The sequence below is a fragment of the Rathayibacter festucae DSM 15932 genome (assembly GCF_004011135.1).
GTDB lineage: Bacteria > Actinomycetota > Actinomycetes > Actinomycetales > Microbacteriaceae > Rathayibacter > Rathayibacter festucae.
Window position 1 is genome coordinate 1,120,297 of the sequence record NZ_CP028137.1, and the last position, 24,937, is coordinate 1,145,233.

The following is a 24,937-nucleotide window of genomic DNA, read 5'->3' on the forward strand; positions in this document are numbered from 1 at the left end:
GTCCGCGTCGGCGCCCCGGTCCTCGGCTGAGGACCGGGCCGTCGCGCGAGCGGTACCCTGACTCCCGGCCCGGGATCCACGGGCCACGAACGGCTTTCCGGAGGACGAGCGCGTGCGCATCCACATCGCAACGGACCACGCCGGGCTGGACTTCAGCCGGCACCTGATCGAGCACCTCGGTGCCGCCGGCCACGACGTGGTCGACCACGGCCCCACCTCGTACGACCCGCTCGACGACTACCCCTCGTTCTGCATCAACGCGGCCGCCGCGGTCGTGCGCGACCAGGAGGCCGGCGTCGAGGCGCTCGGCATCGTCTTCGGCGGCTCGGGCAACGGCGAGCAGATCGCGGCCAACAAGGTCGCGGGTGTCCGCGCCGCGCTGGTCTGGAGCCTCAGCACCGCGGTGCTCGCCCGTCAGCACAACGACGCCAACGTGATCTCGATCGGCGCCCGCCAGCACTCGGTCGAGGAGGCGACGGACTTCATCGACGCCTTCGTCGCCGAGCCGTTCTCCTTCGAGGAGCGCCATGTGCGCCGCATCGCGCAGCTCGCCGAGTACGAGGCCACGGGCGACATCGCCGGCCGCACGGTCGACTCCGCCGCGAGCGGCCGCTAGGTGCCCGAGGGCCACTCCGTCCACCGCATCGCGCTGCAGTTCGAGCGCGACATCGTCGGCCACGCCGTCGCGACGAGCAGCCCGCAGGGCCGCTTCGCCGAGGGCGCCGCGCTGCTGGACGGCCGCACCGTGCTCGAGTCGACCGCGGTCGGCAAGCACCTGCTGCTGCGCTTCGAGGGCGACGCGACGCTGCACGTGCACCTCGGCCTCTACGGCGCCTGGGACTTCCTCGGCCACGTCTCACCGCTGTTCGACGACGGCAAGGCGGGCAGCAGCATCGGCGCCCCGCGCCGCCGCCGGGCCGTCCGGCTCTCCGAGACCGAGCACGAGACCGACAGCGATCTCGAGGAGTTCCCGCCGCCGCCGATCGGCGCCGTGCGCGTGCGCATCCAGACGGAGGAGACGGTCGCCGACCTGCGCGGCCCGACCGCCTGCGAGGTGATGGACCCCTCCCAGGTGGAGGCGCTGCTCGCCCGGCTCGGCCCGGACCCCGCGGCGGACGACTCGGACGAGGCCCGCGACCGCTTCGTGAACCGCCTGCGCAAGACGGCCACGCCGGTGGGGCTCGTGCTGATGGACCAGTCGGTCGTCAGCGGCATCGGCAACATCTACCGCGCCGAGCTGCTCTACCGCGCCGGCCTCGACCCGCACACGCCCGGCAAGCTGGTCCCGCTCGAGCTCGCCCGCGAGCTCTGGGCCGACTGGGCGCTCCTGCTCGACGACGGCATCCGGACCGGGATGATGATCACCCGCCGGGGCCTGACGAAGACGCAGCGCTCCGCCGCCGTGCGCAGCCGGGCCGAGCGCAACTACGTCTACAAGCGCGAGGGCCTGCCCTGCCGGGTCTGCGGCACGAACGTCCTGCTCGAGGAGATCGGTGCGCGCAAGCTCTACTGGTGCCCGGTGTGCCAGTCGTGACCGCCTGAACCGCTCGTGATGAGCGACGACCGAGAGGACCCCGTGACCCCGAGCCTGCTCCTGCGCACCGCGCGGCTCCTCGGCCGCGACGAGCCGGTGTCCGTGCTGCTCCGCGACGGCCGCATCGAGGCCATCGCTCCGGACGGCACGCTCGACGCCGGCCGGGCGGGCGACGCCGAGGTGCGCGACCTCGACGGCCGCTGGCTGCTGCCCGGGCTCTGGGACGAGCACGTGCACTTCTCGCAGTGGTCGATGACCGCTCCCCGCCTGGACGTCTCGACGGCGCGGTCGGCCGCGGAGACGGTCGAGGCGGTCCGTGCGCGGCTCGCCCTGGCACCGGACTCGCCGGCGACCCTCGTCGGCTTCGGCTTCCGCGACGGGCTCTGGCCCGATCTGCCGACGACGGCGCTGCTCGACGCGGTGGCGCCGGAGCGACCGGTGGTGCTCGTCAGCGGCGACCTGCACTGCGCCTGGGTCAACTCCGCGGCGCTGCGCCGCTACGGCTTCCCCGCGCAGGACGACATCCTCCGCGAGGAGCCCTGCTTCCGCCTCGTCACGGCACTCGGCGCGCTGAGCGACGACGAGCTCGACGAGCTGGCCGACGAGGCGGCGCGCCGCGCGGCCGCTCGCGGAGTCGTCGGCGTCGTCGACCTCGAGATGCGCTGGAACGCGGGGGACTGGACACGGCGGATCGCCCGCGGCACCCGCTCGCTGCGCGTCGACATCGGCGTCTACCGTGACCACCTCGACCGGGCGATCGCGGAGGGGCTGCGCACCGGGGACGAGGTCGAGGGCGGTGAGGGCCTGCTCCGGATGGGTCCGCTCAAGGTGCTGATCGACGGCTCGCTGAACACCCGGACCGCGTACTGCGTGCACCCGTACGCCGGGCACGAGGGCAGCGGCGTCCTCACCGTGGACCCCGCGGAGCTCGACGAGCTGCTCGCGCGTGCGGCCGCGGCGGGCATCCGGCCGACGGTGCACGCGATCGGCGACGCGGCCGCGACGGTCGCGCTCGACGCGCTGGCCAAGGTCGGCGGCGGCCGGATCGAGCACGCGCAGCTGCTCTCGGACGCTGACCTGCCTCGCTTCGCCCGGCTCGGCGTGGTCGCGGGAGTGCAGCCGGCACATGCGCTGGACGACCGTGAGGTCGCCGACCGCTACTGGGAGGGCCGGACGGGCCGGGCCTTCGCGCTGCGCTCGCTGATCGACTCCGGAGCGACGGTCGTGCTCGGCTCGGACGCGCCGGTGGCGCCGCTCGACCCCTGGGTGGCGATCGCCGCCGCCGTCTCCCGCGCCCGGGACGGCGACGAGCCGTGGCACCCGGAGCAGCGCGTCACAGTCGCGGAGGCGCTCGTCGCGTCCACACGGACCCGGCGACTCGCTCCGCAGGTGGGAGACACCGCCGACCTGGTCGCCGTCGAGCGCGACCCGCTCGCCTCCGACGGCGAGCAGCTGCGCTCGATGCCCGTCGCCGCGACGCTGCTCGCCGGACGCGTGACGCACGACGACTGACCAGGGCAGGAACGGACGACGGCCCGCCGGATCCGAGGATCCGACGGGCAGTCGCGGCGCGGGAGGCGCGTGCTCAGCTCTCGCTGACGTGGGCGAAGAGGAACCAGCGGTCCTTCTCGAGGCCGCGGCCGATCTCGATCGCGACGTCCTGGCTGCTCGCATCGATGTCGGCGAGCTCGGCGATCGCGGTGTTGACCGTGGTGATCGCGACGTCCATCAGGCCGATGACCTCGACGATGGCGTTCTCGGAGCGCTGGAAGCCCGGGGTGAGCGGGGCGGTCTGCGTGGCCGAGGCCACGGTCTGGATGCGGGCGTCGACGGGGAGGCCGAGGGCGACGACGCGCTCGGCGGCCAGGTCAGCCCACTCGATCGCGTGGCCGACGACGACGTCGAGCAGCTCGTGCACGCCGATGAAGTTGGCGCCGCGCACGTGCCAGTGCGCCTGCTTGCTGTTGACGGCCAGGGCGGTCATCTCGATGACGACCGGGCTGAGGAACTGGGCGACTCCGGATGCGACATCCGGGTTCGACGAGGTGAGCGACGTGACGGATGCAGTGGACATCGTCTGTTCCTTTCGAGAGGGGGTGACTGATCGTCAACACTACGCCGCAGCCCAGTGTTCGCAAGGAAGTGCAGGCTCGGCTAAGGCGGGAGAAGGGGAGCCTGGCCTGTGCCGGCCCGCCACGTGCAGCGCGCTTCCGAGGCGGAACCGGGGGTCAGCCCCCGCGTCACCGCGAAGGGCCGCCGGTACCCTCGAGAGGATGTCCGCGCACCCGCGAGGACCGGGGGAGGAGGCTCGCGTGACTGCAGCGCCGACCGCCCTCGGCGAGGCCTCCGCCGCCTACCTCCGGCTCTGGCGCGAGCTGCCCCGCGAGGCCCTGTCGCTCCTGCTCGCCGTGCCGCTGGCGCTGGCGGGTGCGTTCGCCACCGGAGTCGCCCTCGCCCTGGGCCTCGGCCTGATCGGCGTGCTGATCGGCGCGGTCTTCCTCCCGCTGGCGCTGCACACCGCCCGGGGCTTCGCTCGGGCGACCCGAGCGCTCGACCGACTCGCAGGCCGCCCGCGGATCGACGAGCCGCAGTGGCGCCGCCCGCCCGCCTCGGTCGCGCCCGCCACCTTCGCCCTCTACGGCCCGGTCGTCGACGGGCACTACTGGCTCGCGCTGCTGCACACGCTCGTCGTGGCGCCGCTGCTCGCGCTCGTCTTCGCCGCGGTCCTCGGGCTCTGGAGCTGGGCCGGCCTCGGCTCGCTGACGGCGCTGCTCGCCGGCGACTCCTCGGCGATCGTCCGGCTCGTCTCCGGGCAGTCGAGCGCAGTCCTCGGCGTCGCCGGGCCGCCCACGGCCTTCCTGGTGCTGGCCGACGTCGCGCTCGTCGTCCTGTTCCTCGCGACGCTGCCGTTCGTCACCCGCGGGCTCACCCTCGCGCGATTCCTGGTCGATCGGCTGCTGCTCGGGCCCTGGGGCTCGGAGGCGCTGCAGCGCGAGGTCGCGGAGCTCAGCGTCTCCCGCGGCGCGGCGGTCGCCGCCGAGGACCGGGCGCTGCGCCGGCTCGAGCGCGACATCCACGACGGTCCGCAGCAGCGGCTGATCCGGGTGCAGATGGACCTCGGATCGGCTCTCAACCGGGTGCGCTCCGATCCCGACTCCGCGGCGGCGCTGATCGACGAGGCGCGCGAGCACGTCCGCTCGGCGCTCGACGAGCTGCGCGCGCTCTCCCGGGGAGTCGCACCGCCGATCCTGCAGGACCGCGGCTTCACCGCTGCGGTGCACTCGCTGGCGGTCATGAGCCCGGTGCCCGTCGAGGTGCTGGTCGAGCATCCGGTGGCGGAGGTGCCGCCCGAGGTCGAGCGCAGCGTCTACTTCGTCGTCGCCGAGCTGCTCGCGAACGCGTCGAAGCACGCGTCGGCCCGCTCGATCCGCGTGCACCTCGACGTGCGGGGGACGGGCGGACCGGAGCGCTGGCTGGACGTCTGGGTCGTCGACGACGGCGTCGGCGGCGCCTCGCCCCTGCCCGGTCACGGTCTCGAGGGGGTCGCCGGGCGCGTCAGCGGGCTGCGCGGGCTGTTCACCGTCGATTCGCCCCCGGGCGGCCCGACCACGGTGGGTGTGCACGTGCCGTTCCTGCCCGCACCGCCGCCCGCCCTATCCTGAGGGCGTGCCGCCCGCCTCACCGATCCGTGTCGCCCTCGCCGAGGACTCCGTCCTCCTGCGCGAGGGCCTGGTCCGACTGTTCGAGGACGCCGGCTTCTCCGTCGTCGGAGCCCACGGCGACGCTGAGGGGCTGCTCGCGGCCGTCGCCGCGGAGCCGTCCTCGGTGGACGTGGCCGTGCTCGACGTCCGCATGCCGCCCACCTTCCGCGACGAGGGCGTCCGCGCGGCACTCGACCTCCGGCGCCTGCACCCGCGGATCGCCGTGCTCCTGCTCAGCCAGTACGTCGAGGTGACCTACGCGCACGAGCTGCTCGGCTCGGGCGAGGGCGGCATGGGCTACCTGCTCAAGGACCGCGTCGCCTCGGTGGAGGAGCTGCGCGACGCCGTCGAGCGCGTCGCCGCGGGCGGGACGGTGCTCGATCCGCAGGTCGTCGCCTCGCTGCTCCAGCGCAACCGCGACCCGCTGGCGCTCCTGACCCCGCGCGAGCGCGAGGTGCTCGAGGCGATGGCCGAGGGGCGCACGAACGCAGGCATCGCCGCCGCGCTCTTCATCGGCGTCGGCGCGGTCGAGAAGAACGTCACCTCGATCTTCCAGAAGCTCGGACTCGAGGACTCCGGCTCGGACCACCGCCGCGTGCTCGCCGTCCTGGCCTGGCTCCGCGCCGCCCGCTGAGCCGGCAATCAGTCGCACCGCGTCTCGCCGGTGGGCCCCTCCATGCTGGTCGAGTAGCCGCGGAGCGGCGTATCGAGACCCGCCGTCGTCAGCAGGGCGGGTCTGCAGACTCCTGTCCTGACGCTGGTGGATCTCGATGCGCCCGCTGCGCGGGCTGCTCGATCAGCACGGGCCTCCGACGCGGAAGAGACAGTCCCCGCGCCTACTTCAGTGCCGCGCGCTCCGTGTCGTAGAGCGCCTTGACCTGGTCGGCGGTGAGGGCCGTGTCCCAGACCCGGATCTTCGCGAAGGTGCCCTTCGCGTAGTTGCCGGGGCCGGAGGTGAGCTCGACCGCGCCGACCGTGAAGTCGCCGGCGTTCGGGTTCAGGCCCTCGGTGAAGAGGTAGGGGTTCTTCGCGTAGGTCGCGCCCTTGTTGTCCACGAAGCGCGGGTAGGCGACGGAGGTGCCGTCCAGGTAGGAGACGGCGTAGGTGCCGTCGTACGTGCCCACGTGCAGCTGCCAGGTGTACCGAGTGAACTTGTTCCCCGAGGCCGAGTAGTCGCGCGAATACGGGTAGCCGGGCGTCGGCCCACCGGTGCGCGAGACGTGGAAGGCCGATCGCTCGTCGCCGCCGTAGAGGCCGAGGTCGTAGAAGAGACCGTAGGAGCGGCCCGCGCGCTCGCCGTGCTCGTTCCAGGCGCCGGCGACGTAGCCGGTGCTGTCGTCGGTCATGTAGACCCAGCTCGCGACGGTGACCGCGTTGCCCGTGGCGCCGATCGTCAGGCGACCCGCCGACTCCTGCGGCACCCGGAGGAAGCTCGTCCCGGTCATCGAGATCCCGGAGCCCCAGGGCGTCGAGGTGGTCGTGGCCTTGGTCTTGCCCGCCTGGAGCAGCGGCAGGTCGTTCGCGGTGGAGTAGTACGGCGCGGCGGACTGGGTGAAGTCCCACTGCGCGAGCGGCGCCGGGACGCCGGGCACGGTGGGGGGAGTGGTGGGCGTCGCCGTGGGGGTCGGCGTCGCGGTCGGAGTGGCCGTGGGGGTCGCGGTCGGAGTGGCCGTGGGGGTCGCGGTCGGCGTCGCGGTGGCGGTCGGCGTCGCCGTGGGCGTCGGGGTCCTCGTCGGGGTCGCGGTGGGAGTCGGAGTCGCGGTCGGCGTCGTCGTCGGTGCCGTGGCCGAGACGGTCAGCGCGATCGAGCCGCTGCTGCCGATGTTGCCGGCGGCGTCGCGGGCCTTGGCGATGATCACGTGCGAGGTCACGGCGAGGCTCGAGGTGGTGAGCGACCAGTCGCCGGAGGCCTGCTGCACGGCGTTCCCGACCCGGGTGGAGCCGGACCAGAAGGAGAGAGCGGTGACTCCGATGTCGTCCGACGCGGTGGCGACGAGCGTCACGGTCCGCGGGACGGTGCTCCCGGTGGCGGGCGAGGTGATGCGCGCGGTCGGCTTCGTCGTGTCGGGCTTCGGCGAGCCCGTGGCGGTCGGCGTGGCGCTGGGGCTCGGCGCGGTCGTCGGGCTCGCGGTCGGCGAGGGGGTGGTCGTCGCGGTGGGCGTCGCCGACGGGACCGGGGTCTGCGTGGGGGAGGGACTCGTCGTCGGAACGGGGGTCGAGCCGGTGTTCTGCACGGTGACGCGCATGGCGGCACTGTTGCCGATGTTCCCCGCCGCGTCCTTGCCCTTGGCCACGAAGACGTGCGAGCCCTCGGCCAGCGTCCGCGTGTCGAGCGGAAGCGTCCAGACGCCCGCCTGCACGGTGGCGTAGCCCAGACGGCGGGTGCCCTCCCAGAACGAGAGCTGGGTGGTCCCGACCGCGTCCGTCGCGGTCGCCGCGAGGGAGATCGTCCCCGCGACCGTCGATCCGCTCACCGGAGCGGTGATGCTCACGACCGGCTTCACCGTGTCGGCGGCGGCGCTCGCCGAGCTGCCGGGCGCGGTGGCCACCATCGGCACCAGGAGGAGGGCTGCGAGCGCTCCCATGATCGTCGCCCGTGCGGTACGTCGTCGCATTGCCGTCCCCTTGTTCCGTCGGTCACGGAAATCCCCCCGGACCGGGGTCAGCCTAGGTCGTGCCGCCTCCTCCGCGCGTGCCCCGGACGGGGACAGATCGTGATCGGAGTCCGACGACCGGCCAGGATCGCCGCCCGGGCGGTGCCCGACGCCCCTGCGACACCGGGATCCGGCGACCGCGGAGTCCGCCGAGGAGGAGGACCGATCGCATGGCAGCAGGAGCGCACCCGGACGCCCGATTGATCGCTCTGCCGGGCGGATCCCCGGTCGTCGCCGACTCGGCCTGGGTGGCCCCGGGCGCGACCCTCGTCGGGGCGGTGGAGCTGGAGGAGGAGTCGAGCGTCTGGTACGGCGCCGTCCTCCGCGCGGAGAGGGCGCGCATCCGGATCGGCCGCGGCAGCAACCTGCAGGACGGCGTGATCGTGCACGTGGACGAGGGCTTCGACGCGACCCTCGGCTCGGGTGTCTCGGTCGGGCACAACGCCGTGCTGCACGGCTGCACCCTCGAGTCCGACGTGCTCGTCGGGATGAACGCGACCGTCCTCAACGGGGCGGTGATCGGCTCCGGGTCGCTCGTCGCCGCCGGCGCCGTGGTGCTCGAGGGCACCGTCGTGCCGCCGGGCTCCCTCGTCGCCGGCGTTCCGGCGAAGGTGCGCCGCGAGCTGTCCGAGCAGGAGCGGGACGGGATCCGCCGCAACGCCGCGTCCTACCTCGTCCTGGCCGAGCTGCACCGGGGAGCGGCCGGCGCCGGGACCGACTGAGGCGGTCAGGGAGCGCCAGGGGACCGATCGGCGCCAGAAGTTTCCGCCTGTGGGGTGAGCGTCTCTACCGTTCGGGAACAGGTTCCGCCGCGGCACTCCCGGTGCGCGGTCGCCGCCCTCGGATCGACGGCTCGCCGGTCGATCGGACACCTCTGTCTCCGTCCCACTCTTCCCGAGGAGAATCGTGTCCCCGCACCGACCCCGCCGTTCCCCCCTGATCGTCCTCGGCCTCGCCGCGGCCGTGCTCGCGGGAGGGGCGATCGCCCCCGCCGCCGCCGCCGCGACACCGTCCGAGCTGTCCGTCGTCGCCTTCGGCGATTCGATCACCCGAGGCGCCGCGACCTGCGGCACGGAGGACGACTGCCCGGTCAACTCCTGGTCGACCGGTTCCGCCCCCGAGGTCCGCTCCATCGCGACCCGCCTCCAGAAGGTGGCTCCGCAGCGCACGGTCACGACCGACAACCGCGCGAAGTCCGGCAGCCGCATCGCCGAGGTCTCCGCGGCGGTCACGGCGGCGCAGGCGGCCGGGGCCGCTCCGGACGTCGTCACGCTCCTCATCGGCGGCAACGACCTCTGCAGCCCCGACGTCCCGGCCGGGCCGGACGGCTACGCGATGACGCCCGCCGCGGACTTCTCCGCGTCGGCATCGGGCCTGCTCCGGCAGATCAGCTCGGCCTGGCCCCGGGCGACCGTGCTCCTCGGATCGATGCCGGACATCGGGTCCGAATGGGAGGTCGTCCAGGGCACACCGGGCAAGCTGATCTGGGGACTGTTCAGCATCTGCCGGACCACGCGCGGGGCGAAGGCTGACAACCACGTCCAGAGGGGAGCCGCCTTCGAGGCGGCGGTCGCCGCAGCCGAGGAGCGCACGGATCGCTACAACGAGGCTCTGGCCGCGGCCTGCTCCGCAGCGGGCCCCCAGTGCGTCTGGGACGGCGGTGCCCTCACCAGGACGCCCATCACGAAGGACGTCCTCTCGACGGTCGACTACTTCCACCCGAACGTCGCCGGCCAGGCGCTGGTCGCGAGCGTCCTGTGGGGCCCGGACGCGGTTCCCGCGTGGGCGGTCCCGCACTCCGCAGGCGCTCCGGCTCCGGCTCCGGCGGACCTCCCGACGCTCGACGAGATCGGCATCGCCGATTCGACGAGCGGCGCCCCGGACGATTCGAGGACCCGGGTCGGCATGCGCGAGAACGTGACCGAGCGGGTGGCGCTCGACCGTTCGGCCGGAGCGCAGCCGTCCGAGGGGAGTCCGTCTCCGGCGGACCTCCGGCAGACCGCCGCCGTCGGCCGCTAGCTCAGGGGAGGCGCACTGATTGTCAGAGTGCGCCAGGTGATCAAACGCCGACAACTGCTCAATGAATGCCAGTCGAGTCGATCCGTGCCACAAGTTGGCGGTCTGCGGAGGAGCGGAAATACCTTTCACCACGAGGTTCCGCCGGCGTCGTCCGCGGGCCTCCCCGCGGTCGATCGACCGCTGGAGCCGACGGTCGGACGACCGTGCTCCACCCTCCTTCATCACCGTCCTTGAGAAGAGCCATGTCCCTCCGTTCCCGCCTGTCCACCGTCGCTCTCGCGGCACTGCTCCTCGCCGGAGGAGCAGCCGCCCCGTCCGCCACTACCGCCGAGGCCCCCGCGCTCTCGGTCGCCTCGTTCGGCGACTCGATCACCCGCGCCGCCACCACCTGCGGAGGCCGGGGCGACTGCCCCGTCAACTCCTGGGCCACCGGCTCCGCACCCGCGGTGCACTCGGTCGCCACCCGCCTCCAGGAGCTGAACCCGGGGCGCACCGTCACCGCGACGAACTACGCCAAGTCGGGCAGCCGGATCGCGGGAGTCGCCTCGGCGGTGTCCGCCGCGGCGGCCGCCGGAGCCCGGCCCGAGGTCGTGACGCTGCTCATCGGCGGCAACGACCTCTGCCACCCCGATCTCCGCGCCGCCGCCGACGGCTACGCGATGACGCCCGCCGACGCGTTCGCCGCGTCGGCGACGAGTGCGCTGCAGCGGATCAGGTCCGCCTGGTCGGAGGCGACCGTCCTCGTCGGGTCGGTCCCGGACGTGGCGTCCGAGTGGGCCGCGGTGCAGAGCGGCGCGGGTACGAGGAACTGGCCGTCGGCCAAGCTGTGCCGGACGACGCGAGGAGCCCTCGCCGACAACGTCGTCCAGACCGGTGACGCCTTCACCTCGACGGTGGCGGCCGCGGCCGAGCGCACGCGGCAGTACGACGACGCCCTCGCCTCGGCGTGCGCGGCCGAGGGCCCGCACTGCGTCTGGGACGGCGGCGCCCTCAGCCGCACGGAGCTCAGCCCGGAGATCGTCTCGAGCGTCGACTCCTTCCACCCGAACGTCCAGGGCCAGGCCCTGATCGCGCGGGTGCTCTGGGGTCCCGAGGCGGTCCCCGCCTGGGCCGCGCGGCTCACCCAGGGCGCTCCGGTCTCCCCGCCGGCGCCGGCGGTCACCGGCGCACCGGTGACGACTCCCGCTCCGACGACGACTCCCGCCCCGAAGACCACCCCGTCGTCGAAGACCACCCCCGCGCCGAAGACCACTCCGGCCCCGGCCGGCGCGCGCCGAGCGACGAAGACCCTGACTCCTGCGCGGCCCACGACCCCGGCACCCGCAGCGACCCGCGCTCCGGCGCCCGGCTCCACGCCGAGCACGGCCCCGAGCCGAGGCCTCGCCGGCGCGAAGGACACGACCGCGCCGACGGTGCGCATCACCGGCCCGCTCGCCGGCGCCTCGGTCTCGGGGAACGTCGCCCTGGCCGCCGTCTCCGACGACGACACCGCCTCGCTCGTCTTCTCGAGCGAGGGTCGTCGCCTCGGCTCGGCGAAGCACGCGGCGAACGGCGGCTGGACGCTGACCGTGTCGACCAGGGGCTTCCCGAAGGGCGAGCACGATCTCGTCGCCACCGCGACCGACCGCTCGGGCAACACGGGGACGAGTGCCCCCGTCGCCGTCACGGTCCGCTGATCCGGCCTCCGAGCCGCTCCGGCTCGTGACACCACCTCCGGCTCGCCGAAGCACCGCGCTTCCGCGAGCCGGAGGTGCCTCCGCGAACGGGGGCCGGTCGCGATCGGGCAGGTGCGGTGGCCTTGCCAGCCGACCGCCGCCACGCCATGCTCGTCCCGGGTCGAGTCCCTCGTCCTGCTCCGCTCCGCAGCGGACCACGTCCGGCGCAGCCCGGCCCCGTGCCTGCGCACCGACGCTCCACGAAGGCACCGTCATGCGCGCGCGACCGAACCGCCGCCCCCTCCGCGGCATCGTCGCCGTCGCGGCCGCACTTCTGCTCCTCGCGACCGCCGCCGTCCCGGTCGCCGCGGCCGAGCCCGCGACGGTCACCGTCCTCGCGCTCGGCGACTCCCTCAGCCAGGGGAGAGCGAGCTGCACGACGAAGGCCGACTGCCCGGTCAACTCCTGGTCGACCGGCTCGGCGACCGCCGTCCGCTCGATCGCCACCCGGCTCCAGGAGACTGCTCCGAGCAGCACGGTCCGCACGGCCAACTACTCGAAGTCCGGCAGCAGGATCCGGGCCGTCGCGGCGATGGTCACGACGGCGGCGGCGGAGGGCGCGTCCCCCGACGTGGTGACCCTCATGATCGGCGGCAACGACCTCTGCCACGGCGACCTCTACCCGGCGGCCGACGGCTACACCATGACGACCGCCGCGGCGTTCTCGACCTCCGCCTCGAGCCTGCTGCAGCAGATCGGCCGCACCTGGCCGACCGCGACGATCCTGCTCGGCTCGGTGCCGGACGTCGCGTCGGAGTGGGCGGGGCTGCGCGGGGGACCGGCCGAGCCCGTGTGGGTGGCGAGCAAGCTGTGCCGGACGACCCGCGGAGTCACGGACACCGGAGGCGTCCTGACCGGCGCAGCGCAGACCGCCTCCGTGGCGGCGGCGGCGCAGCGCACCGTGCAGTACGACGACGCGCTGGCGTCGGCGTGCGCCGCGGTCGGACCGCGGTGCGTCTGGGACGGCGGCGCTTTCACCGCGACGCCGCTCACCCCCGACATCGTGTCGACCCTGGACTGGTTCCACCCGAACGTGCGCGGTCAGGCGCTGATAGCGGACGTGCTCTGGGGTCCCGAGCGGGTCCCGGCGTGGGCCGCGCGCTTCGCCGCTCCGGCGCCCACGCCCTTCCCGACGACCCCTCCGGAGCCGACCGCCACCTCGACTCCTGAGCCGACTGTGATCCCGACTTCCGAGCCGACGGCGACTCCGACGTCCGAGCCGACGGCGACGCCGACTTCCCAGCCGACCGTCGGCCCTGCTCCGACGGGCAGGCCGGTTCCGGCGACCACTCCCACGGCCACAGCGCCGGCGGAGCCCGGCACCACCTCCGCGCCGACTCCGCGGCCGACTCCCTCCGCGTCGTCGCCCGCCACGCCCGCGCCGACTCCCTCCGCGACGCCGACGCCGACGCCGGTGCCGACTCCGACTCCCTCGTCCACTCCGGCTCCGTCGCCGACGGCGACAACGACTCCTCCGGCGACAACGACTCCTCCGGCGACGACGGCACCCACGGCGACTCCGCCACCGAGCAGCACGCCGACGCCGACCCGGACGCCGACCTCGACCCCGACCGCCACCATGACGCCGACTCGCACGCCGACGTCGACGCCGACGCCGACACGCACGCCGTCCGCGACACCCACTCGCGCACCCTCTGCGACGCCGACGCCGACGCCGACTCCGACGCCGGTTCGCGACACGACCGCCCCCGTCGCGCGCATCACCAGCCCGGCCGCGGGCAGCACCGTCGTGGGAACCGTCACTCTGGTCGCCGTGTCCGACCCGGACACCGCGTCCCTCGTCTTCTGGACCGGCAGGACACGCATCGGCGCCGCCGAGCAGGCCGCGGACGGCAGCTGGACGCTCACGGTCTCGACGGCCGGATTCACGAAGGGGTCGCATCCGGTCACCGCCAAGCCGGTCGATCGCGCGGGCAACACGTCGACGAGCGCCGCGGTCACCGTCACCGTCCGCTGACCAGCAGGGGCGGCCGTCAGGCGCCCGGAGGACCACGGCGGTCCTCGTCGGAGCAGTGCAGGACGCACCGAAGGATTCGACCCGTGCCGCGCCTCACCTATGGGGGGAGCAGGCCGATCGTGAGGCGGTGTCGCGGTGCTGCACCGTCGGCCAGGCTCTGAGCAGCCGGCACCGCCGGAGTGGCCGGGCTCCCTGAGCGGCACTTCTCCGGGCGGATCCGGCGGTTCCCCTCCCCGTCCCCCCGGTCGCCCGGTCGACGGAGCCCGTGGCCCCCGCCTCGCTCCCCGGTCGCGGCACCACGTCGCCCCACGAGAGCAGAGTCATGCCCCCGCGCCCGGCCCGCCGTTCCCCCCTGTCCGTCCTCCTCCTGATCGTGCTCCTCCTCGTCGGCGCGGCCGCGGTACCCGCCGCGGCTGCTGAGCCGGCCCCCACCCTGTCGGTCGTCTCCTTCGGCGACTCGATCACCCGCGGCGCGTCGAGCTGCGGCACCCGCGCCGACTGCCCGGTCAACTCCTGGTCGACCGGGACCGCGAGCGCGGTCCGCTCGATCGCCACCCGCCTCCAGGAGGTGAACCCGGGCAGCGTCGTCACCACGGCGAACTACGCCAAGTCGGGGAGCCGGATCAACGCCGTCGCCTCCACCGTGACCGCCGCCGCCTCGGCCGGCGCGGACCCCGACGTCGTCACCCTCCTGGTGGGCGGGAACGACCTCTGCCACCCCGACCTCACGGGCGCCGCCGACGAGTACGCGATGACTCCCGCCGCCTCCTTCAGCGCCTCCGCGTCGAGCCTGCTGCGTCAGATCGGGTCGACCTGGCCGGAGGCGACCGTCCTCGTCGGCTCGATGCCGGACATCGCCTCCGAGTGGGCGGGCCTGCGCGGGGGACCGGCCGAGGCGGGCTGGCCCGCGAACCGGCTCTGCCGCACGACCCGCGGGGCGACGGCCGACAACGTCGTCCAGACCGGTGACGCCTACACCGCGGCGGTCACCGCAGCGGCGCAGCGCACCCGGCAGTTCAACGACGCCCTCGCCGCGGCCTGCTCCGCCGTCGGCTCCCACTGCGTCTGGGACGACGGCGCCTTCACCGCCGCCACCGTCTCGCCCGACATCGTGTCCACCGTCGACTACTTCCACCCCAACGCCCGCGGCCAGGCCCTGATCGCCGACCTCCTCTGGGGCCCCGAGGCCGTGCCCGACTGGGCAGCGCCCGAGCCGACGTCGACGCCCGTGCCCTCCACGCCGCCGACCGCTGCGCCGACGAGCGTCCCGACGCCCAGCACCTCCCCGGCACCGACAGCCGTCCCCGAGCCGACCGATCCTGACGAGACCCCGACCGCCTCCCCGACCACCACTCCGACTCCGTCCGCGACTGCCACGCCGACTGCCACGCCGACTGCCACGCCGACCGCGACGCCGACCGCGACTCCGATCGCGACGTCGAGTGCGACCGCGACTCCGATCGCCACCCCGAGTCCGACTGCAACCGCGACTCCGACTGCTACTACGACTCCGACTGCATCCCCGACTCCGACTGCGACTCCGACTGCGTCGCCGACTCCGACTGCGTCGCCGACTCCGACTGCGTCGCCGACTCCGACTGCGTCGCCGACTCCGACTGCGTCGCCGACTCCGACTGCGTCGCCGTCTCAGACCGCGACTGCGTCTCCGACCCCGACGCGCACGCCGACGCCGACTCCGGCCCGAGACACGGCTGCACCGTCCTCGCGCATCACCAGCCCGACCGCGGGCAGCACCGTCGTCGGAACGGTCACCCTCGTCGCGGTCGCGGACGCCGACACCACGTCCCTGATCTTCTGGACGGGTAGCACGCGGATCGGGACGGCGAAGAAGGCGGCCGACGGCACCTGGAAGCTGACCGTCTCCACCAAGGGCTTCCCGAAGGGCGAGCACCAGGTCGTGGCGAAGGCGACGGACGCCGCGGGCAACACCGCATCGAGCGCCCCGGTCGCCGTCACCGTCCGCTGAGGGATCCCCGCCCCCTGCTGATCGAGTAGCCCTCGCAGAGGGCGTATCGAGATCCACTTCTGCTGAGGACGGTGGGTCTCGATACGCCGCTGTGCGGCTACTCGACCAGCATGGGGAAGCCGCCCGAATGCCGGGTGGAGACTCATGCTGATCGAGTAGCCCTCGCAGAGGGCGTATCGAGATCCGCCCTGCTGGGCACGGCGGGCCTAGATACGCCGCTGCGCGGCTACTCGACCAGCATGAGGAAGCCGCCCGAATGCCGGGTGGAGACTCATGCTGATCGAGTAGCCCTCGCAGAGGGCGTATCGAGATCCGCCCTGCTGGGCACGGCGGGCCTAGATACGCCGCTGCGCGGCTACTCGACCAGCAAAGGGGAGGAAGTAATCGGAGGGGCTGACGAGAATCGAACTCGCATCATCTGTTTGGAAGACAGAGGCTTTACCACTAAGCTACAGCCCCGAAATCGGCATTCCGGAGAACCCGCCGCGGGCCACCCTCTCGGGCGGGGCCCGTCGTCTCGACCGGGCACCTTGACACTGTAGTACACGACCGGATTCCGCCGCGACGCCGACCCGCGAAGCCGCCCCCGCGCGCCTGTTCCGGCCGCAGGAGTGCGGTGCAGTACACTTGCGAAGGCCATTTCGGCGTGTCGCGCCAGTGACCGTGCAGGAAGGGCTCGACGAGAGTCCTCATCGGCACGGTGCACCGGCCCGCGCAACCGGGGCGTAGCTCAGCTTGGCTAGAGCGCCCGCTTTGGGAGCGGGAGGTCGCAGGTTCGAATCCTGTCGCCCCGACCACGAGTACTCATCGTGACGACATCGACCCGTGACGACCGGTCACACGGCGCCGACACCAACCAGCACAGGAGATCCCCTCACGTGAAGACCACGGTAGAAAAGCTGAGCCCGACCCGCGTCAAGCTCGCGATTTCGGTCACCCCGGACGAGCTCGGCCCCAGCATCACCCACGCCTACGGCCACATCGCCGAGCAGATCAACGTCCCCGGCTTCCGCAAGGGCAAGGTCCCGCCGGCGATCGTCGACCAGCGGGTCGGCAAGGCCGCCGTCCTCGAGCACGCGGTCAACGAGGGGCTCGACGGCTTCTACCGCGAGGCCGTCCGCGAGACCGAGGTGCGCCCCCTGGGCCGCCCGCAGGCCGACATCGTCGCCTGGCCGAGCGACAAGGACTTCACCGGCGACCTCGAGCTCGCCATCGAGGTCGACGTCCGCCCCGAGATCACGGTCCCGGCCTACGACGGCCTCGAGCTCACGGTCGACGCGGCCGAGGTGACCGACGCCGACGTCGACACCGAGCTCGACAAGCTCCGCAGCCGATTCGGCACGCTCGTCACCGTCGATCGCCCCGCGACGACCGGCGACTTCGCGCAGATCGACCTCATCGCGACCATCGACGGCGTCGAGGTCGACACGGCCAACGCCATCTCCTACGAGCTCGGCTCGGGCGAGCTGATCGAGGGCATCGACGAGGCGCTCGACTCGCTCACCGCGGGGGAGAGCACCACGTTCACCGCTCCGCTGCTCGGTGGCGACCACGCCGGCCAGCAGGCCGAGATCGCCGTGACGCTCACCGCCGTCAAGGAGCGCGAGCTCCCCGACGCCGACGACGACTTCGCGCAGATCGCCAGCGAGTTCGACACCATCGCCGAGCTGCGCGACTCGCTCAAGGAGCAGGCCGCCCAGCAGAAGACCTTCGGTCAGGGCGGCCAGGCGCGCGAGAAGCTCGTCGAGGCCCTCCTCGGCCTCGTCGAGGTCCCCGTCCCCGCCGCGCTCGTCGAGGACGAGGTGCACCGCCACCTCGAGGGCGAGAACCGCCTCGAGGACGCCGAGCACCGCGCCGAGGTCACCGAGGCGAGCGAGAAGACCTTCAAGACCCAGATCCTCCTCGACCACGTCGTCGAGCAGGAGAAGGTCCAGGTCAGCCAGGACGAGCTCACGCAGTACCTGATCCAGGGTGCGGCGCAGTACGGCATGGAGCCGAACGAGTTCATCAAGATCCTCTCCGAGAACAACCAGATCGGCCAGATGGTCGGCGAGGTCGCCCGCAACAAGGCGCTCGCGATCGTCCTGGGCAAGGCGAAGGTCACCGACACCGAGGGCAACGCCGTCGACCTGACCGCGTTCACCGCCGTCCCCGGGGACGACGCGGACGAGACCGCCGACGACGCCGCGACCGACGAGGTCGACGCGCCCGCCGCCGAGGCCGTCGAGGAGGCCGTCGTCGAGGAGGCCCCCGCCGCCGCCGAGGCGCCCGCCGAGGAGGAGGCCGCTCCGGCCCCCAAGAAGAAGCGCGCCCCCGCGAAGAAGAAGGCTCCGGCCGCCGAGGAGACCCCGGCCGCCGAGTAGTCCTCGACGCAGAACGACAGGAGCCGCTCCCGGATCACCGGGGGCGGCTCTCGTCGTCCCGGCCCGAGTCCCGGCACGGTCCTACCCGCATCCCACCCGCATCCCGCCCGCAGTCCGCCCCGGGCGAACACCGGCCGCTCCGGCTCCGCCCCCGGCGAACACGGCCGGGTCGCCCGGGTGGCGTCCGATAGATTCGCCTCCGAAGCGACAACTGAAACGGAGCGACACATGGCCGATATGGCGATGCCCAACAGTGTTTTCGACCGCCTTCTCAAGGACCGGATCATCTGGCTCGGTTCTGAGGTGCGCGACGAGAATGCGAACGAGATCGCAGCGAAGCTCCTGCTCCTCGCGGCCGAGGACGCCGAGAAGGACATCTTCCTGTACATCAACTCGCCCGGCGGCTCGATCACCGCGGGAATGGCGATCTACGACACGATGCAGTTCGTGCCGAACGACATCGTGACGGTCGGCATCGGCATGGCGGCGTCCATGGGTCAGCTCCTGCTCACCGCGGGGACCCAGGGCAAGCGCTACATCACGCCGAACGCCCGCGTCCTGCTGCACCAGCCGCACGGCGGGTTCGGCGGCACCGCGTCCGACATCCAGACGCAGGCGCAGCTGATCCTCGACATGAAGAAGCGCCTCGCCGAGATCACCGCCAAGGCGACCGGCAAGACCGTCGAGCAGGTCAACGAGGACGGCGACCGCGACCGCTGGTTCAGCGCCGAGGAGGCCCTGGCCTACGGCTTCGTCGACCACATCCGCTCCTCGGCGACCGACGTCGCCGGCGGCGGCGGAACCGCCACCGACAGCTGAGCACCCCGACGCGCCGAGAGATCAGGAAGAGACAATGAACACACCCACCTTCAGCGGGACGGCCTTCGGCTCCGGAGCCGCGCCCTCCTCCCGCTACATCCTCCCCACGTTCGAGGAGCGCACGGCCTACGGCTACAAGCGCCAGGACCCCTACGCGAAGCTCTTCGAGGACCGCATCATCTTCCTCGGCGTGCAGGTCGACGACGCGTCCGCGGACGACATCATGGCTCAGCTCCTCGTTCTCGAGAGCCAGGACCCGGACCGCGACATCGTGATGTACATCAACTCGCCCGGTGGCTCGTTCACCGCGATGACGGCGATCTACGACACGATGCAGTACATCCGCCCGCACATCCAGACCGTCGTTCTCGGTCAGGCCGCGTCGGCCGCAGCGGTGCTCACCGCGGCGGGCACGCCCGGCAAGCGCCTGGCGCTGCCGAACGCGCGCATCCTGATCCACCAGCCGGCCGTGCAGCAGGGCGGCGGCCAGGCCTCGGACATCGAGATCCAGGCCGCCGAGATCATGCGCATGCGCGAGTGGCTCGAGAAGACGCTGTCCTTCCACTCCAACCGCTCGCCGGAGCAGGTCAAGAAGGACATCGACCGCGACAAGATCCTCGGCGCCGACGACGCGCTCGAGTACGGACTGATCGACCAGATCCTGACCAGCCGCAAGGGCGTTCCCGCCCTCACGGTCTGACCTCGGGAGACCGACCGATCGTCGAAGGGCCGGGAGGCGGAGCGATCCGCCGCCCGGCCCTTCCGCGTGCCGGCGGGCGGATCCGCGCCGCCGGACCGTAGCAAACCGACACGGACGGGGCAATGGTCCGCCGATCCGGCCCGCCTGCCGAGCCCCCTCGGCTCAGCGGCTAGGCTCGGTCCTGAGTTCGGCGGTTCCGCATGACCGCCCTCTGCGAGACGCTCGACGGCACCGCCGCCCGAGAGCACCGACGCACGACAAGGAAGTGGGGCATCCCCGTGGCACGTATTGGCGAAAGCGCCGACCTGCTGAAGTGCTCGTTCTGCGGCAAGAGCCAGAAGCAGGTCCAGCAGCTCATCGCCGGTCCCGGCGTCTACATCTGCGACGAGTGCGTCGAGCTGTGCAACGAGATCATCGAGGAGCGCCTCTCCGAGTCGAGCGAGGAGACGAGTCACGAGTTCGACCTCCCGAAGCCGAAGGAGATCTACGGCTTCCTCGAGGAGTACGTGATCGGCCAGGAGCAGGCCAAGCGCGCCCTCGCCGTCGCGGTCTACAACCACTACAAGCGCGTGCGGGTGCGCAACACCATCACCGCCGCGGACGCGATCCACGACGAGATCGAGATCGCCAAGAGCAACATCCTGCTGATCGGCCCGACCGGCTGCGGCAAGACCTACCTCGCGCAGACGCTGGCGAAGCGGTTGAACGTCCCGTTCGCCGTGGCCGACGCGACGGCGCTGACCGAGGCCGGCTACGTCGGCGAGGACGTCGAGAACATCCTGCTCAAGCTGATCCAGGCCGCTGACTACGACGTCAAGCGGGCCGAGACCGGCATCATCTACATCGACGAGGTCGACAAGATCGCCCGCAAGGCCGAGAACCCGTCGATCACGCGCGACGTCTCGGGCGAGGGCGTGCAGCAGGCGCTGCTGAAGATCCTCGAGGGCACCGTCGCCTCCGTGCCCCCGCAGGGCGGTCGGAAGCACCCGCACCAGGAGTTCATCCAGATCGACACGACGAACGTGCTGTTCATCGTGGCCGGCGCCTTCGCCGGCCTGGAGGACATCATCTCCTCGCGTGCCGGCAAGCGCGGCATCGGCTTCGGCGCCCCGCTGCACAACAAGCAGGACGAGATCAACATCTTCAGCGAGGTGCTCCCGGAGGACCTGCACAAGTTCGGGCTCATCCCCGAGTTCATCGGCCGCCTCCCGGTGGTCACCACCGTCACGCAGCTCGACCAGGTCGCGCTGATGCAGATCCTGACCGAGCCGCGCAACGCGCTGGTCAAGCAGTACCAGCGGATGTTCGAGATCGACGGGGTCGAGCTCGAGTTCGACCGCGGCGCCCTCGAGGCGATCGCCGATCTCGCCGTGCTGCGCCAGACCGGCGCCCGCGGCCTCCGCGCCATCCTCGAGGAGGTGCTCGGCCCGATCATGTTCGAGGTGCCGTCCTCCGACGAGGTCGCCCGCGTGGTCGTCACCCGCGCCGCGGTGCTGGACAACGCCGCGCCGACCATCGTGCCGCACGCTCCGCGCCGCCAGGAGAAGAGCGCCTGAGTCGCCTCCGCCGGGCCGTCGCGTGACCAGTTCGCGCTGATTGGCCCGGCGTTCGCGCGCCCGGGCGGGACGCGGTTCCCTACTCTGGCGGAGCGCATCGCCGATGCGTCCGCCGGCCCAGCGCTCGGCCGGGTCAGCGACCGGAGGCACCGTCATCGTCCAGCCGCTCCTCGCCGGGATCGTCGCCGCGCTCACCGGCTTCTCCAGCTCCTTCGCGATCGTCCTCGCGGGCGTCGTCGCCGTCGGCGCCACCGATGCTCAGGCCGCGTCGGGTCTGCTCGCGGTCTGCGTCCTGCAGGGCGTGCTCTGCATCGCGCTGAGTGTGCGCTACCGGGTGCCGATGACCTTCGCCTGGAGCACCCCGGGCGCCGCGCTGCTCGCCGCCACCGCGACCCTGCCCGGGGGCTTCGACCGCGCGGTCGGCGCGTTCCTCGTCGCCTCCGCGCTGATCGTCGTGACGGGGCTCTGGCCGGCGCTCGGGAGGCTCGTGGCGCGCATCCCGCGGCCGCTCGCCAACGCGATGCTCGCCGGCATCCTGTTCCCGCTCGTGCTGGCGCCCGTGCGGGCCGCGGTCGAGATCCCGCTGCTCGCGCTGCCGGTCATCGCGCTCTGGCTGATCCTGCTCCGCCTGCTGCCGCGCTGGGCGGTGCCGGCGGCGATCGCGCTCGCGATCGTGCTGCTGCTCGTCACGGACGGCGCCGCCCTCGCCGGGGCGCCGCTGCTGCCGGTCCCCGAGTTCGTCGTGCCGGTCTTCGAGGTCGGCGCGATGGTCGGCATCGGGCTGCCGCTCTACGTCGTCACGATGGCGGGGCAGAACATCCCCGGCATCGCGGTGCTGTCGAGCTTCGGCTTCGAGGCGCACTCCCGTCCGGCGATCGTGTCGAGCGGCCTCGCCTCCGGCGTCTCGGCGGTGTTCGGGGGAGTGCCGGTCAACTACGCGGCGCTGAGTGCTGCTCTGACCGCGGGTCCGGAGGCCTCGCCGCAGCCGGAGCGGCGGTGGATCGCCTCGGTCTCGGCGGGAGCGTCCTATCTGGTGCTCGGCGCGGTCGCCGGAGCGGCCGCCGCCCTCGTCTCCTCCGCCAGTCCGCTGCTGATCGAGGCGGTGGCCGGGCTGGCGCTGCTCGGCGTGTTCGTCTCGTCGGTGCAGGCCGCGGTCGAGGACGCGCGACTGCGTCTGCCCGCCGCGGCGACCCTGCTCGTCACCGCGTCCGGCATCGCGGTCGCGGGGATCGGCTCCGCGTTCTGGGGCCTGGTGGTGGGGCTGGTCGTGCTGGCCTGGCTGCACCCGCGTCGGGTGGCCCGCCACTCCTGACCCCTGGGACGCGCCCTCGGATCAGGCGAGTCCGCGGCGCCGCAGCAGGGGCTCGGTGCGCGCGTCGCGCCCGCGGAACTCCCGGTAGGCGACGAGCGGGTCGCGCGAGCCGCCGATCTCGAGGATCCGCCGCCGGAACCGCTCGCCCGCCGCGCGGTCGAGACCGCCGTTCTCCTCGAACCACTCGACGGTGTCGGCGTCCAGGATCTCGCTCCAGATGTAGGAGTAGTAGCCCGCGGAGTAGCCGCCCGAGAAGACGTGCTTGAAGTAGGTGCTGCGGTAGCGCGGCGGGATCGCGGGGTCCAGCAGCCCGGCGGCCTCCAGCGCGCGCGTCTCGAACTCCACGACGTCGGCGCGGTCGGCGGAGGCGGGTGTCTCGTGCCAGGCGAGGTCGAGCAGGGCGGCGGCCAGGTACTCCGTGGTCGCGAAGCCCTCGCCCCACAGCGCTGCCGCCTCGAGCTGCTCGACGACGGCGGCCGGCAGCGGCTCGCCGGTCTCGACGTGCCGGGCGTACACGGGCAGCAGCTCCGGGTGCCGGATCCACATCTCGTTGACCTGACTCGGGAACTCGACGAAGTCGCGGAAGACGCTCGTGCCGCCGAAGCGCGGGTAGCGCGTGGTCGCGAAGAGGCCGTGCAGCGCGTGCCCGAACTCGTGGAAGAGGGTCTCGACCTCGTCGAGGCTGAGCAGCGCCGGCTCCCCGTCGCCGGGCGCCGAGATGTTCAGCGTGTTCACGACGACGGCGGAGTCGCCGAGCAGCGTCGTCCGGGTGCGGAGCGAGTTCATCCAGGCGCCGCCGCGCTTCGAGTCGCGCGTTAACGGGTCGAAGAGGAACAGACCGAGCGGGGTGCCGTCCTCCTCCGCGACCTCGAAGACGCGCACGTGCGCGCTGTGCCCGACCAGGTCGGGCCGCTCCGCGAACCGGACACCGTAGAGCCCGGTGGCGGCGGCGAAGACGCCCTCGTGCAGGACGCGCTCGAGCTCGAAGTACGGCCGGAGCGCGCTGGAGTCGACGGCGTAGCGGGCGGTGCGGACGCGCTCCTCGTAGTAGGCGCGGTCCCAGGCCTCGAGCGTGAAGCGCGGCCGTCCCGCCGCGTCCTGCTCGGCGTCGGCCTGCTGCTGCATCTGCTCGAGCTCGGCGCGGGCGTTCCGGGCGGCGGGGATCGCGAGCTCCTCGAGGAGGGCGCGGACGCGCTCGGGTGTGCCGGCCGTCTGGCCCGAGATCACGAACGCAGCGTGCGACGAGTGGCCCAGCAGCGCGGCGCGCTCGGCGCGCAGGGCGACGATGTCGAGCAGGACCTCCCGGTTGTCGTGCGGTCCGCTCTCGGAGGCGCGGCCGAGGGAGGCGCGCAGGATCCGCTCGCGGACGGACCGATCGCGCAGGCGGGCGAGCCACGGGTGCCCGGAGTAGAGCGGCAGCGTCACGAGGTAGCCGTCGGCACCGCGATCCGCGGCGGCGCGGGCGGCGGCGGAGATCTCGGAGGCGTCGAGTCCGTCGAGCTCCTCGGCGCGCTCCAGCAGCACGGCCCGCTCGTTGGTATCGGCGAGCAGGTTCTTGTCGAACCGGGTGGTCAGGCTCGACAGCCGCTCGTTCAGGGCGCTGAGCCGGGTCTTGCCGGCGTCGTCGAGGAGGGCGCCGGCGCGCTCGAAGCGCAGGAGGACGCGCTCGAGCAGATAAGCGGTCTCGTCGTCCAGGTCGAGTGTCGCCTCGCGGTCGGCGAGCGAGCGCACCCGAGCGTAGAGGCGCGGGTCGAGGGTGATCGCGTCGTCGTGCGCGGAGAGGAGCGGAGCGAGCTCCTCCTCGACGGCGTCGGTCAGCGGCGTGCGATCGGACGCGCCCACCGTGAAGAAGACCGCGCTGACCCGGCGCAGCTCCCGCCCGGAGCGCTCGAGCGCCACCAGCGTGTTCTCGACCGTCGGCTCGTCAGGGGAGGAGGCGATCGCCTCGATCTCCGCGCGGTGCCGCCGCAGCGCCTCGTCGAACGCCGGGCGGTACGCCTCCGGCTCGACCGCCGCGAAGTCGGGCAGCCCGTGCGGCAGCGCGCTCGGCTCGATCAGGACGGCGACGGCGGCGGAAGTGCTCATCCAGCGAGCCTAGGGGCGCCGCCGCTGCGCACTGCATCCGCAGTCCCACCCTGCTGGAGACGGTGGGTCTCGATACGCCGCTGCGCGGCTACTCGACCAGCATGGGGGCGCGCCTGCGGGGCTGTCCGGGCGCTGTGCGCTGTGGGCGGAAGCATGCTGATCGAGCAGCCCGCGCAGCGGCCCACCCATGCTGATCGAGTAGCGCGCGCAGCGCGCGTATCGAGATCCAGGCCGTCAGCGGCTCAGCCCCAGTCGTCGTCCTCGCCCTCGACGCGGCCCTGCGGCTGGGTGATGTAGGCGGCGTCCTCGTCCGGGCGGTAGGTGATGGTGGTGCCGTCGTCGAGCTCGAGCACCGGCTTGCCCTCGAGCCAGGTCAGCGTCCAGCGCCAGGCGGAGCTGTCCGTGCCGGCGGCGGCGAGCTCGCCCTCCACGTCGCGGACGGCGGTGACGACGATCTCGGGCAGGGTGGACGGCGTGTCTCCGCCGACCGGCCAGCGCGTTCCGAGATGCATGA

General features: G+C 72.9%; 19 protein-coding genes and 2 tRNA genes. 16 read left to right on the top strand and 5 right to left on the bottom strand.

The features are described from left to right. The first annotated feature begins 112 nt into the window (after nucleotides 1-112). From C1I64_RS05325 to C1I64_RS05335, 3 genes are read left to right on the top strand one after another with little or no spacing between them, the layout of a single operon-like run. Complete coding sequence (locus C1I64_RS05325; protein WP_127886453.1) at nucleotides 113-616, top strand: ribose-5-phosphate isomerase; 504 nt, start codon at nucleotides 113-115, stop codon at nucleotides 614-616. Then, nucleotides 617-1,534: an Fpg/Nei family DNA glycosylase gene (locus tag C1I64_RS05330; RefSeq protein WP_127886454.1), complete on the top strand. Its 918-nt coding sequence runs from the start codon at nucleotides 617-619 to the stop codon at nucleotides 1,532-1,534. A gap of 18 nt (nucleotides 1,535-1,552) precedes the next feature. Continuing rightward, a complete protein-coding gene (locus C1I64_RS05335) occupies nucleotides 1,553-3,046 on the top strand; it encodes an amidohydrolase (protein WP_127886455.1) in 1,494 nt (497 codons plus the stop codon). Nucleotides 3,047-3,119: 73 nt separating this feature from the next. Here C1I64_RS05335 and C1I64_RS05340 read toward each other — a convergent pair whose 3' ends face one another. Further along, nucleotides 3,120-3,608, bottom strand: coding sequence for a Dps family protein (locus C1I64_RS05340; protein WP_123703478.1), 489 nt, complete (start codon nucleotides 3,606-3,608; stop codon nucleotides 3,120-3,122). A 238-nt stretch (nucleotides 3,609-3,846) separates the two neighbouring features. On the opposite strand from C1I64_RS05340, the gene C1I64_RS05345 reads away from it, so the two are divergent. Next, a complete protein-coding gene (locus tag C1I64_RS05345) occupies nucleotides 3,847-5,196 on the top strand; it encodes a sensor histidine kinase (RefSeq protein WP_164874449.1) in 1,350 nt (449 codons plus the stop codon). 4 nt (nucleotides 5,197-5,200) lie between these two features. Further along, nucleotides 5,201-5,869, top strand: coding sequence for a response regulator transcription factor (locus tag C1I64_RS05350; RefSeq protein WP_123703482.1), 669 nt, complete (start codon nucleotides 5,201-5,203; stop codon nucleotides 5,867-5,869). A 202-nt stretch (nucleotides 5,870-6,071) separates the two neighbouring features. On the opposite strand, the gene C1I64_RS19980 is transcribed toward C1I64_RS05350, so the two are convergent. Next, the gene (locus C1I64_RS19980) at nucleotides 6,072-7,850 is read right to left on the bottom strand and encodes an Ig-like domain-containing protein (protein ID WP_164874450.1); all 1,779 of its coding nucleotides are present in this window, start codon (nucleotides 7,848-7,850) and stop codon (nucleotides 6,072-6,074) included. A gap of 209 nt (nucleotides 7,851-8,059) precedes the next feature. On the opposite strand from C1I64_RS19980, the gene C1I64_RS05365 reads away from it, so the two are divergent. From C1I64_RS05365 to C1I64_RS05385, 5 genes are all read left to right on the top strand, one after another. Next, nucleotides 8,060-8,611 carry a gamma carbonic anhydrase family protein gene (locus C1I64_RS05365; protein ID WP_127886458.1) on the top strand — a complete coding sequence of 184 codons (552 nt, stop codon included), beginning with the start codon at nucleotides 8,060-8,062 and terminating at the stop codon, nucleotides 8,609-8,611. 184 nt (nucleotides 8,612-8,795) lie between these two features. Next, the gene (locus C1I64_RS05370) at nucleotides 8,796-9,908 is read left to right on the top strand and encodes an SGNH/GDSL hydrolase family protein (protein WP_164874451.1); all 1,113 of its coding nucleotides are present in this window, start codon (nucleotides 8,796-8,798) and stop codon (nucleotides 9,906-9,908) included. Between the two features lie 242 nt (nucleotides 9,909-10,150). Then, nucleotides 10,151-11,584 (top strand): GDSL-type esterase/lipase family protein, encoded by a 1,434-nt coding sequence (locus tag C1I64_RS05375; RefSeq protein ID WP_164874452.1) that lies wholly within the window; start codon nucleotides 10,151-10,153, stop codon nucleotides 11,582-11,584. A 253-nt stretch (nucleotides 11,585-11,837) separates the two neighbouring features. Continuing rightward, the gene (locus C1I64_RS20725; RefSeq protein ID WP_127886461.1) at nucleotides 11,838-13,601 is read left to right on the top strand and encodes an SGNH/GDSL hydrolase family protein; all 1,764 of its coding nucleotides are present in this window, start codon (nucleotides 11,838-11,840) and stop codon (nucleotides 13,599-13,601) included. Between the two features lie 322 nt (nucleotides 13,602-13,923). Then, nucleotides 13,924-15,588: a GDSL-type esterase/lipase family protein gene (locus C1I64_RS05385; protein ID WP_127886462.1), complete on the top strand. Its 1,665-nt coding sequence runs from the start codon at nucleotides 13,924-13,926 to the stop codon at nucleotides 15,586-15,588. Nucleotides 15,589-15,976: 388 nt separating this feature from the next. Here C1I64_RS05385 and C1I64_RS05390 read toward each other — a convergent pair. Then, nucleotides 15,977-16,047 (bottom strand) — tRNA-Gly (locus C1I64_RS05390). Nucleotides 16,048-16,307: 260 nt separating this feature from the next. Between C1I64_RS05390 and C1I64_RS05395 the strand changes: the two genes are divergently transcribed. From C1I64_RS05395 to C1I64_RS05420, 6 genes are all read left to right on the top strand, one after another. Beyond that, nucleotides 16,308-16,385 (top strand) — tRNA-Pro (locus C1I64_RS05395). 81 nt (nucleotides 16,386-16,466) lie between these two features. Beyond that, the gene (gene tig / locus C1I64_RS05400) at nucleotides 16,467-17,951 is read left to right on the top strand and encodes a trigger factor (protein ID WP_127886463.1); all 1,485 of its coding nucleotides are present in this window, start codon (nucleotides 16,467-16,469) and stop codon (nucleotides 17,949-17,951) included. 177 nt (nucleotides 17,952-18,128) lie between these two features. Next, a complete protein-coding gene (locus C1I64_RS05405) occupies nucleotides 18,129-18,770 on the top strand; it encodes an ATP-dependent Clp protease proteolytic subunit (protein WP_260321495.1) in 642 nt (213 codons plus the stop codon). A gap of 34 nt (nucleotides 18,771-18,804) precedes the next feature. Then, a complete protein-coding gene (locus C1I64_RS05410; RefSeq protein WP_127886464.1) occupies nucleotides 18,805-19,470 on the top strand; it encodes an ATP-dependent Clp protease proteolytic subunit in 666 nt (221 codons plus the stop codon). A gap of 278 nt (nucleotides 19,471-19,748) precedes the next feature. Further along, nucleotides 19,749-21,026, top strand: coding sequence for an ATP-dependent Clp protease ATP-binding subunit ClpX (clpX, locus tag C1I64_RS05415; protein ID WP_123445812.1), 1,278 nt, complete (start codon nucleotides 19,749-19,751; stop codon nucleotides 21,024-21,026). 103 nt (nucleotides 21,027-21,129) lie between these two features. Next, entirely contained in the window at nucleotides 21,130-22,338 is a 1,209-nt protein-coding gene (locus C1I64_RS05420; protein ID WP_127886465.1) for a benzoate/H(+) symporter BenE family transporter, read from the top strand. Between the two features lie 21 nt (nucleotides 22,339-22,359). Here C1I64_RS05420 and C1I64_RS05425 read toward each other — a convergent pair whose 3' ends face one another. Then, nucleotides 22,360-24,423 carry a M3 family metallopeptidase gene (locus tag C1I64_RS05425; RefSeq protein ID WP_127886466.1) on the bottom strand — a complete coding sequence of 688 codons (2,064 nt, stop codon included), beginning with the start codon at nucleotides 24,421-24,423 and terminating at the stop codon, nucleotides 22,360-22,362. Nucleotides 24,424-24,665: 242 nt separating this feature from the next. Then, nucleotides 24,666-24,935 (bottom strand): hypothetical protein, encoded by a 270-nt coding sequence (locus C1I64_RS05430; protein ID WP_127886467.1) that lies wholly within the window; start codon nucleotides 24,933-24,935, stop codon nucleotides 24,666-24,668. Nucleotides 24,936-24,937 lie beyond the last annotated feature (2 nt).